This is a genomic window from Nostoc sp., from assembly GCF_036917935.1.
Taxonomy (GTDB): Bacteria; Cyanobacteriota; Cyanobacteriia; order Cyanobacteriales; family Nostocaceae; genus Nostoc.
Genome location: NZ_JBALEL010000006.1, coordinates 196,162 through 206,570 on the forward strand (window position 1 = coordinate 196,162; position 10,409 = coordinate 206,570).

Annotated in this window: 9 protein-coding genes; 2 read left to right on the top strand and 7 right to left on the bottom strand. The window is 45.5% G+C overall.

Annotation, left to right across the window (positions count from 1 at the left end; genetic code table 11):
• Positions 1–57 precede the first annotated feature (57 nt).
• Both zwf and V7K62_RS04575 read left to right on the top strand, forming a co-directional pair.
• Entirely contained in the window at positions 58–1,590 is a 1,533-nt protein-coding gene (gene zwf, locus V7K62_RS04570) for a glucose-6-phosphate dehydrogenase (protein ID WP_334862142.1), read from the top strand.
• 3 nt (positions 1,591–1,593) lie between these two features.
• Complete coding sequence (locus tag V7K62_RS04575; RefSeq protein ID WP_334862144.1) at positions 1,594–1,719, top strand: hypothetical protein; 126 nt, start codon at positions 1,594–1,596, stop codon at positions 1,717–1,719.
• A 9-nt stretch (positions 1,720–1,728) separates the two neighbouring features.
• Here the strand turns inward: V7K62_RS04575 and V7K62_RS04580 are convergent, their stop codons facing one another.
• From V7K62_RS04580 to V7K62_RS04610, 7 genes are all read right to left on the bottom strand, one after another.
• Positions 1,729–2,934 (bottom strand): glutathione S-transferase family protein, encoded by a 1,206-nt coding sequence (locus tag V7K62_RS04580; RefSeq protein WP_334862146.1) that lies wholly within the window; start codon positions 2,932–2,934, stop codon positions 1,729–1,731.
• A gap of 291 nt (positions 2,935–3,225) precedes the next feature.
• Entirely contained in the window at positions 3,226–4,791 is a 1,566-nt protein-coding gene (locus V7K62_RS04585) for a GMC family oxidoreductase (RefSeq protein ID WP_334862148.1), read from the bottom strand.
• Entirely contained in the window at positions 4,788–5,618 is an 831-nt protein-coding gene (locus V7K62_RS04590; protein ID WP_334862150.1) for an MIP/aquaporin family protein, read from the bottom strand. The genes V7K62_RS04585 and V7K62_RS04590 overlap by 4 nt, the downstream gene beginning before the upstream one ends.
• Positions 5,605–8,277, bottom strand: a complete 2,673-nt coding sequence (locus V7K62_RS04595) for an MGH1-like glycoside hydrolase domain-containing protein (protein WP_334862152.1) — start codon at positions 8,275–8,277, stop codon at positions 5,605–5,607. Before V7K62_RS04595 ends, V7K62_RS04590 begins: the two co-directional genes overlap by 14 nt.
• A gap of 31 nt (positions 8,278–8,308) precedes the next feature.
• On the bottom strand, positions 8,309–8,632 hold the full coding sequence (locus V7K62_RS04600) for a hypothetical protein (protein ID WP_334862154.1): 324 nt from the start codon (positions 8,630–8,632) through the stop codon (positions 8,309–8,311).
• 60 nt (positions 8,633–8,692) lie between these two features.
• Complete coding sequence (locus V7K62_RS04605) at positions 8,693–9,475, bottom strand: glucose 1-dehydrogenase (RefSeq protein WP_334862156.1); 783 nt, start codon at positions 9,473–9,475, stop codon at positions 8,693–8,695.
• Between the two features lie 216 nt (positions 9,476–9,691).
• A complete protein-coding gene (locus tag V7K62_RS04610; protein ID WP_334862158.1) occupies positions 9,692–9,958 on the bottom strand; it encodes a hypothetical protein in 267 nt (88 codons plus the stop codon).
• Positions 9,959–10,409: the final 451 nt, after the last annotated feature.

Sequence of the window (10,409 nt, forward strand, 5' to 3'; positions counted from 1 at the left end):
TGTCTGCAATGCGATATAGTTTGGTGGACATCTTGAAGAATATGCGGAGATTTTATCATGACGACCGCCACCACGCCCCAGGTTCCTGTTGAACCCTCAATCCATTCGGCAGAACCCTGCTGTATCGTTATCTTTGGAGCAGCAGGAGATTTAACCAAGCGTCTGTTACTTCCGGCTCTCTACAACCTCAAACAAAACAATTTGCTGCCGCCGGAATTTGCGATCGTTGGAATCGCACACACTCCAATGAGCCAGGATGATTTTCGCCGCAAACTCGCCCAAGATATTCATGAGTTCGCAACAGTTCCCGTAGAAGATGATCTCTGGCAACCGCTTGAGCAACGATTGTACTATCTTGCAGGTGAGTTTCAGTCAGCTGACACTTATCATCAATTGCAAGACTTACTTACTCAAGTCGATCAAGACTGTGGTACTCAGGGAAACTATTTGTTCTATCTGGCAACTGCCTCTAACTTCTTTTGCGACATCATTACGCAATTAGGTGCAGCAGGATTGGTGCGTGAAGACAATAATCAATGGCGGCGAGTCATCATTGAGAAACCGTTTGGGCACGACTTGAACTCGGCTCGTGCCTTGAACAAATCTATTGCAGCTGTCCTAGAGGAAAAACAGATATACCGGATCGATCACTACCTGGGAAAAGAGACTGTACAAAACATTCTGGTGTTTCGGTTTGGTAATGGCTTGTTTGAACCGATTTGGAATCGCGAACATATCGATCACGTACAGATTACCGTAGCCGAAACCGTTGGAGTCGAAGGCAGAGGTAATTTCTATGAAGGCACAGGGGCATTGCGGGACATGGTGCAAAACCATCTGTTTCAACTACTGGCAATGACGGCGATGGAACCGCCAATCTCGTTTTCAGCTGACGAGGTGCGTGATGAAAAGTCAAAACTATTGAAGTCGATCATTCCGCTAACTGCTGAAGCCGTACAAACTAACACCGTAAGAGGACAGTATGATGCGGGAACGCTTAAAGATACTCAAGTATCTGCTTATCGCTCAGAGTCACGAGTTGCGTCAGACTCTACCACTGAAACTTATGCTGCCTTAAAGCTGAACATCGACAACTGGCGCTGGGCAGGGGTACCATTTTATCTCCGAACAGGCAAGCGTCTGGCCCAACGCGTAACTGAAATTGCAATTCAATTTAAGCAAGTACCCTCACTATTGTTTCGCAATACGTCGATTGATTGCCTCACGCCTAATTTCTTGACCATCCGCATTCAACCAAAGGAAGGAATTCACCTCCAATTTGGTGCAAAGGTTCCTGGCCCCGCCATGATGATGGATGCAGTAGAAATGAACTTTTGCTACAATGATCACTTTGGTAAGATCGCAAGTACCGGCTATGAAACCTTGCTGTACGACTGCATGATCGGTGATGCGACTTTGTTTCAGCGATCTGACAACGTAGAACTGGGCTGGAGCGTCGTCAGCCCCATTCTGGAGGCTTGGGCAAGCACTTCGCCTGAAAACTTTCCAAACTACACAGCAGGCTCATGGGGGCCATTGGCAGCAGATAATTTGTTGATGCGCGATGGTCGGCAGTGGCTACCGGATTAACCGATGATTCAAATCACAGATATTGAGGTGGCGATCGCAGTTAGAATTAGTCACAGATGCCAGATGATCGCCACGATAATTCTGACTAGATACACCCAGAGTACCACCCAACAAACTTACGGGTCGTGATGCGTAATCCTACTTGATGACAAAGTTAGACGGGTCTTGATCTCGTCGATGCTTAGTGGGAATGGGGGCTGGCTGCCCATCACCGGCAAGGGCTGCGGTTTTCTCCAGGGATTCCCTCAATCGCTTGGCTGCGTAGATGGACATGTCTCGCGGTACATTAATGCGATCGCGCAAATACCGTAGAGCAACATCAGATCCCGATGGAGGTACACAGTCTTCACCTGTCATCATCTGTGTTAAAGCACAACGTAGCGCTCGATCAAACAATTTATCATCTAAGGGGTTGACTCGGATAATATTGATCCGGTGATCGATAGTTCGTTGAAGAGCTTCCATGCGGGAGTTTTCCGGTTCTGGATAAGTAACATCTGGTAGCCCGAACCAGGGGCCGTTATCCACCCGCGCTTTATTGAGAAGCATCTGGGTTTCGCCGTTTTCCCAACAGCCCCCCATCTGGGGCGGCAAATCATGTACGTGAGTGTGAAAGTCGCTCTGGGTACCGCAGTAGGTCGGTCGGCTTTCCATTGCCGCAAACCACGCGCTCAAGCGAGGGTTTTCCGAACGCAGGGAGTAGCCCTTGTAGTAGTAAAGGCTGGCATTCATCCGTTCGAGATATGGCGTAAAAATGACATCGACGATGCCGAAGCCTGATAGAAAGTAAGGGCTTGAGGTGCTACCCAGAGCCGACTCAACCTTAGCCACCACTCCGATAAATTGTTCTCGGTTGCGTTGTTCTTGTTGAGAGGAATCGGTTCTAGAGCATAGCCAAGCGCACCAAGCTCTAAATAAAAGTCGTTCTAATTGACGTAGAGGAATCACCGTGCGGTCTTCCATCCCTTGGCTCAATGGATCAAATACCTTTGACAAAGCGAGCAAAATGTCATCGCTTTCCTTAATAATCCGTCCATCTAGCTCGATCGCGGGGAGCATTCCTGATGGTACTTTACGTTTGTACCAACTTTCTTTCTCCCCATAGCAGAACATTGTCACTTTTTCGATGCGATAGGGGATCTGTTTTTCCTCTAGCCATAACCAAACTTTTTGACAGTAAGGACACCAGGCGTGGTTATCGCGGTACAGCGTTACCCGCACAGCAGATTCTGGCTGACCAAACAAGCGCAACCTGGCTCTAGCGTTGGTAAGACCATTAACGGTATCTATTTGATAGTCCGTGAGGGTTTCTAGTTCTTCCCAGCTTAAGGGTGCGGTAGTCATAGGGTGAGTGGCATAGGACAATTATGTACTCTACAACAATATTTTCAATTACATCAAGGCTTAATTTAACGTGTCGCAAAAGTCCCCACCTTCTCTACGAGACGCTACGCGAACAATGTTTTGATAAGGTGGGAATTTGTTGCGCGAGGGCGATGTCTGCGACAAGCCGCTAAGAGCGTCTACGCATTATCCAGTTAACCAATGACTACAACTGCGAAGTCTTCAAACCATATTCGTTGCTTTGTTCTCTGTTTGACTTGCTCCGGGATTTTTACCCCTCCTGAATGTGGATCATTTCAATCGCTCTAGTAAACGATCGCCAACTCGCAAGGAATTGGCGATAATGGTCAGCGTCGGATTGACGGCGGAACTGGATGGAAAGAAACTGCCATCGACAACATAGAGATTATCCACGTCATGGGTACGGCAATTAAGATCGAGTACGGAGGTTGTTGGGTCTTCTCCAAAAAGACAAGTACCGCATTGATGACCAACCGATTGCAGTGGCATCATGTTGCGGGGATAGAGGCTAAATGGAATACAGTGTTCTGCGCGATCGACCTGCTTGAGAACACCTACCCAACGTTTAGCTAGGCGATCGCTTGCTTCTAGGTTGTTGGGTTTATAGTTCAAGTAAAGGCGCTCTTCCTTTACCTGCACGCGATTCTCAGGATCGGGTAAGTCTTCTGTTTGCAACCACCAGCCAACTGTATGCTCGGCAACTGTTTTCAGTTCTGCCCCTGGTCGCAGTTTTAATAGTGGAGCCAGTAGTGCAGGAACTTCGGCAGGTAGCATATCTGCCAATACGTTACCAGTATTTTGTACCAAACCCATCGGGTAGGGAAAATCGGATTCGCCCCAATAAAAATCACTAATGGCGATCGTCTTTTGATAAACAGATGGATTAAGTTTTGTATTTAGTTGCACCATTGCCATGCAAACATGTTTCATCAGGTTGCGTCCCACCCGATCGGAACTGTTTGCTAATCCGTTGGGATGTTGGTCATTGTGCGATCGCAATAACAATGCTGCTGAGTTAATCGCGCCACAAGCAACTACAACAATATCACCTGTAAAGAATTGAGTTTCGCCGCCAATCTCAGCTTCTACGCGGGTGACTTCTCGACCAGAGGGACTTGTATGTAACCGTGTGACTTTGGCTTCAGTCAGTAAAGTAATGTTTTGATTATGGCGAATGTGTTGAATACAGTTAACTTCAGCATCGGCTTTACCTTGAGTTAAACAAGGAAAGCCATCGCAGGTATCGCAACGAATACAATTCCCCAAACTCTTATCTACTTCATTAAGTTTCAATCCCAACGGCAGATTAAAGGGATGCAAACCAGCTTCCCTCAGACTGTTAACAAGTTCCTGCATTCGGGGTTCATGGTGTACGGGAGGATAAGGATAAGGTAAACTCCTAGCTGCCTCGGTGGGATCGATACCCCCTTGACCGTGGACATCGTAAAGCTGCTCTGCTTGAGTGTAGTACGCTTCAAAGTCGCGGTATTTTAATGGCCATTCTGGTGAAATGCCGTCCTTGTGTTCCACCTGCTCAAAGTCGCGTTCCCGTAATCGTAACAAAGCTGCACCATAAACTTTCGTATTACCACCAACCCAGTAGTTCGTTGCTGGACGGAAGGGTTTATGGTTTACGTCATACCACTGCTCTGGAGTGTGATACCTTTCTTTTTGGTAAACTTCCAGCGCACTCCAATTTTCCTTTTCTCGCGGTAAAAATTTACCCCGTTCCAAAATTAAAATTTTCTTGCCACTGGGTGCAAGATGATAGGCTAAAGTGCCACCACCCGCCCCAGTGCCGATGATAATCGCATCATAATGAGTGTTCGTTGTCATGATTGTTCTCCTGGAATTGGCAGAGAGTCGCTCAAATCGATTTTGCCGTGACGATTGTAGTCACAGCGAAAAATACAGCGTTTGTGATTGTCGTGATGCAATTTGGCACACTTGACGGCGCGTTTGCCAAATAAATATTGATATACTCCTGATGCCAACAACATCCCCGTAGGTGGGACAATTATATATAACCAAAATGCTGTCCAAATGTGGGCAGGTAAAGCAGAAGCAAGGCTGCGGGCAGGGTTCATGCTAAAGCCAGATAAAGGAGCTTCAAAAAAAACGTAAAGCATTACCAGAAATCCGGCAAATAGCCCTGTAAAGCGACTGAGTTTCTGATTGTTACTACTTAGCAAAACTGTGATCATCATCACAAATGCAATGACTAGTTCGCCCAATACAGCCACAACCCAACCTGATTTTCCGGGGACGGTGACAATATAGTTCACAGGCACTTTGGTGAACACCTGACCCAGCAATAATGCCACCAAATAAACCCCAAACAATCCACCCAAACATTGAAACAGAATGTAAAAAATAGCATCCTGACGTTTGACTTTTCCCAGACGATAGAATGTGAGCGTGACAGCAGGATTTATATGTGCGCCGGATTGCTTGCCCCAAGGCGAATAAATCAGGGTAATTGCCGTTATCCCCATGACCACACCAATTAAAAATCGGCGCAAATCGCCATTGGGAATTGCTTGATGAATCGGGGAACCAGGATACTGAAACACACAGGTAAATACTCCCGCAGCAATCATAAATAATCCCAGTTCTGCTGCTTCCATTAAGTATTCTGGTAAATGCTTTCTAAATGTTTCCATACTGCTCTTTTGCCCGGTGTTCAGCATTTTGGAGAATTAGCGCGGCGACTAATCCTGTCCAGCCTGTTTGATGACTGGCTCCAATACCCGCCCCGTTATCTCCGTGAAAGTATTCGTGGAATAAAATATAGTTGCGCCAATGGGGATCGGATTGAAATATTTCCAGACCGCCATATACTGGACGACGACCGGCAGGATCTTGCTCAAAAATTGCAACTAAGCGATGAGAAAGCGCGATCGCTACTTCCTTTAATGTCATTTCTTCCCCGGAACCTGTGGGATATTCCACCTTCAAGCTATCTCCGAAGTAATCATAAAACCTCCAGAGTGATTCAATAATTAAGTAGTTTACCGGGAACCAAATCGGGCCACGCCAGTTAGAGTTACCGCCAAACAAACCTGTGGTAGATTCGGCGGGTTCGTAACGAACGCAGTAATCATGTTCGCCTTGATGTAAAACATAAGGATCTTTGAGGTGATGTTTTGAAATAGCGCGAATTCCGTAATCACTCAAGAATTCATTCTCGTCCAGCATCCGTTGCAGAATACGTTGTAACTTTGTCTTGTAAGCGATCGCTAATAGCCTTCTCGCACCAACTCCCGGTGTTTCCATACAGGCAATATTATCTTTTAAATCTGGGCGATTGCGAATGAACCATTCCATCCGACGCTTAAAGCCGGGAAAACGTTCTAAAGTTTCTAATTCCAGCACTGCGACGGCATAGAGGGGAATTAAGCCTACCACTGAGCGCACTTTGACGGGAAATTGCCGTCCATCGGGTAAATGCAGCGCATCGTAATAAAAGCCGTCTTCTTCATCCCACAGCGAAATATCTGCATTCCCGATATCGTCAATGGCATCGGCAATGTAGAGAAAATGCTCGAAGAACTTGCTAGCAATGTCTTCGTAGGTAGAATCTTCTTTAGCGAGTTCCAGGGCGATCGCTAGCATATTTAAACAGTACATTCCCATCCAGCTTGTACCATCTGCTTGATTGAGATGGCCGCCTGTGGGCAATTCCTTGCTGCGATCAAATACCCCTATGTTGTCCAGTCCCAAAAACCCGCCCTGAAAGACGTTCTTACCTTCTACATCTTTGCGATTTACCCACCAAGTAAAATTCAGCAGCAGCTTGTGAAAGACCTTTTCTAGAAAAGCGCGATCGGCTTTTTTGCAAGATTTCTGCTCGATTTGATAAACGCGCAAAGCTGCCCACGCTTGCACGGGGGGATTAACATCACCAAATGCCCATTCGTAAGCAGGTAATTGACCATTGGGCTGCATATACCATTCTCGTGTCAGTCGGTCAAGCTGCAACTTAGCAAAATTTGGATCGATGACAGCTAAAGGAATCAGGTGAAATGCTAGATCCCAAGCAGCAAACCAAGGGTATTCCCATTTGTCTGGCATCGAGAGGATGTCTTCGCTAAATAGAGAAATCCACTCATGGTTGCGTCCAGCCTGTCGTTCCGGTGGAGGTGGCGGTTGTTGGGGATCGCCCTTGAGCCAGTCATGAACGACATAGTTATAATACTGCTTGCTCCATAGCAAACCGGCAAAGGCTTGGCGCTGAATATTGCGCTCATCTTCTGACACGGGAAAGGGACAGATGCCCTGATAAAATTCATCAGCTTCGGTAATGCGTGTCTGGAAAATTGTGTCAAAATCTTTGCCAAAAGGATCTGTCAGTGTTTGCACATCACTCAACCGCAAGCGCACAACTTTAGTTTCACCTGGATTGATGGTTAATTTGTGGTGAGAAGCAAACTTTGTACCTATATGTTTGGAATTGACGGCTGCTGTTTTCCCATTTACAACATACTCATTAATGCCATCTTTGACATAAGGTGAGCCATTGGCATAACCAAATAATCGTTCGGAATTGGTTTCGTTGTCGGTAAAGAGGAGTTCTGTATCTCCTTGGCAGTAAAGCCAGCGAGTTCCCAGGTGAGAATTATCGGCTTCAATTAAACTGAAGTTGGAATCTGAGCTAACCACTTTCATAAAAGGTTTCTCAATTTCGGGATTCCAAGCCCAGATATTCCGAAACCAAAGTGTTGGTAGTAGATGGAGTGTGCTGACTTCTGAACTGCGATTAGCGATCGCAATTTGAATTAAAATATCTTCCGGTGCGGCTTTGGCATACTCAACAAAAACATCAAAATAACGGTTTTCGGCAAAGATCCCCGTATCAAGTAGCTCAAACTCCGGCTCAAATTTGCTTCGCCGCCGATTTTCTTCTAGCAGTTGCGTGTAGGGAAATGCTTGTTGGGGATACTTATACAAGCATTTCATGTAGGAATGGGTGGGCGTATTGTCAAGATAAAAGTAATACTCTTTAACATCCTCACCGTGATTACCTTCTGTGCCCGTTAGTCCAAATAGTCGTTCTTTGAGAATGGGATCGTTGCCATTCCACAGAGCGATCGCAAAACACAAACGCTGCCGACTATCAGAAATACCAGCAATACCATCTTCGCCCCAACGATAAACACGCGATCGCGCATGATCGTGAGGAAAATAATCCCAAGCAGAACCGTCTCGGCTATAATCTTCCCGCACCGTTCCCCATTGGCGATCGCTGAGATAAGGCCCCCAGCGTTTCCAGTAGGCAACACGTTCCCGATCCTGCTGCAATCTTACTTCTTCTGGAGTCACGTTGCTTCGCTCCGAATTCAAAATTTAAAATTTAAAATGGGAATGGGGAATGGGGAATGGGGAATGAACCTTTGAACTCCATTAATGAACCTTTGAACTCCATTAATGAGCCTTTGAACTCCATTAATGAGCCTTTGAACTCCATTAATGAGCCTTTGAACTCCATTAATGAACCTTTGAACTCCATTAATGAGCCTTTGAACTCCATTAATGAGCCTTTGAACTCCATTAATGAGCCTTTGAACTCCATTAATGAACCTTTGAACTCCATTAATGAACCTTTGAACTCCATTAATGAGGCTTTGAACTCCATTAATGAGGCTTTAAACTCCATTAATGAGGCTTTGAACTCCAAATCTTTTGCCCCCTGCCCCCCTGCCCCCCTGCCCCCCTGCCCCCCTGCCCCCTTGCCTCTCTATTGCTCTTGATAATTCCAGAGCAATCCACCGTCAACAAAAAATGTTGTGCCGGTCACATAATCAGACTCAGAAGATGCCAGAAATGCCACCATAGATCCAACATCTGCTGGTTGTCCCAATCGTCCCAAGGGAATATTTTTCAGGAGTGCCCCTAACTTCTGTGGATCGTTTAAAAGTTTAGTATTGATAGGGGTTTCAATTGCCCCTGGCGCAACATTATTAATATTAATGCCATGAGGAGCCAGTTCCACAGCCAAATTACGGGTGAGCATTTTCAAGCCACCTTTGCTAGCACAGTAAGCAGCAAAGTGCGGAAAGGGTAATTCTTCGTGTACGGAACTAATATTAATAATCTTGCCAGGTTGCTTTGTTTTTAGTAGGTGTTGCACAAATGCTTGTGTGGCAAAGAATACTCCTTTGAGATTCACATTCATCACAGCATCGTAATCAGCTTCAGTCACATCCCAAAAATCGGCGTTTTTTTCTATCCCTGCATTGTTAACTAAGATATCTAACTTGCCAAAGTGGGAAATACTGTCTGCAATCAGGCGCTGCACATCGGCAACCTTACCTGTATCTCCTTGAATTGTGAACCCGTCTACGATATGGCACTGGCCACCAGCTGCCTTTACCTTCGACAAGGTTTCTTCTGCCCCTTCAGGATGAGAGCGATAGTTGATAACAATACTTGCTCCTTCCTGTGCTAGACGAATTGCGATCGCCTGTCCTATCCCTTGACTACTACCTGTAACCAGTGCAATTTTATCTTTTAGTTTCATATACCTGTTCCAATGACTTTAGTATTGAAAGCGCTCTGTTACATCAAGTCCAGTTAATTAACGATCGTTCGATATATCTGTGCAAAAATCTAAAACTCTTTTCCCCCTTGCTCCCTGCTGTCTTCATAATAAGTATTTCACTGAACATGATACAACACCATAGGATACGACTGGTTTCAGTATCCATGCTCATCAACGAATTTCCCCAAAAATGTATCAAAAAGTACATTTTTCAGACAGCAATATGATTTGCAAGTATCCATCACTGAGCGATCGCAAAACTTTTCGGTCTACTGACAATCCCTGATACATAAACCAACCCGCATTGTTGTAGCGTTGATCTCCGCTAGAAGGCATCTTCCACAGTGTTAGTATCTCGAACATAGGCTCAAGAGTAGCTTTTGAGTTGTCGTTGTGGAACTCCCAACCTCCCCAAGGCATGGAGGTGCCGCAGGTGGTGGGGTTCTTTCTATGCGTCTTCATAAAGAATTGGTATAAGCGACTGAGTAATTACTTAACCCGGATTATTGACCGGATACCAACAAATACTGTTATATCCCCTAATGCTAGACGGAAATGTTTAGTGTCGTATAAGTTACAGTTACCAAAAATGAAACGGTTATCAAATCCCAAGCTGCTCAGGACTATTCTAGGTAAATAGCAAAAAAATTGCTTTGTTGGGTGGAGGCTTTGCGTAACCCAACATCCTGATAATCAGTTGGGTTGCACTCCGCTCCACCCAACCTACGTCTACTGAGTAATTACTTAACCCGGATTATTGACCGGATACCAACAAATACTGTTATATCCCCTAATCCTAGACGGAAATATTTAGTGTTGTATAAGTTACAGTTACCAAAAATGAAACGGTTATCAAATCCCAAGCTGCTCAGGACTATTCTAGGTAAATAGCAAAAAAATTGCTTTGTTGGGT

Excerpts from the sequence above, each read along its gene's own strand:
- zwf (WP_334862142.1), top strand. The coding sequence starts at position 58 with ATGACGACCGCCACCACGCCCCAGGTTCCTGTTGAACCCTCAATCCAT.
- V7K62_RS04575 (WP_334862144.1), top strand. The coding sequence starts at position 1,594 with ATGATTCAAATCACAGATATTGAGGTGGCGATCGCAGTTAGAATTAGT.
- V7K62_RS04580 (WP_334862146.1), bottom strand. The coding sequence starts at position 2,934 with ATGACTACCGCACCCTTAAGCTGGGAAGAACTAGAAACCCTCACGGAC.
- V7K62_RS04585 (WP_334862148.1), bottom strand. The coding sequence starts at position 4,791 with ATGACAACGAACACTCATTATGATGCGATTATCATCGGCACTGGGGCG.
- V7K62_RS04590 (WP_334862150.1), bottom strand. The coding sequence starts at position 5,618 with ATGGAAACATTTAGAAAGCATTTACCAGAATACTTAATGGAAGCAGCA.
- V7K62_RS04605 (WP_334862156.1), bottom strand. The coding sequence starts at position 9,475 with ATGAAACTAAAAGATAAAATTGCACTGGTTACAGGTAGTAGTCAAGGG.
- V7K62_RS04610 (WP_334862158.1), bottom strand. The coding sequence starts at position 9,958 with ATGAAGACGCATAGAAAGAACCCCACCACCTGCGGCACCTCCATGCCT.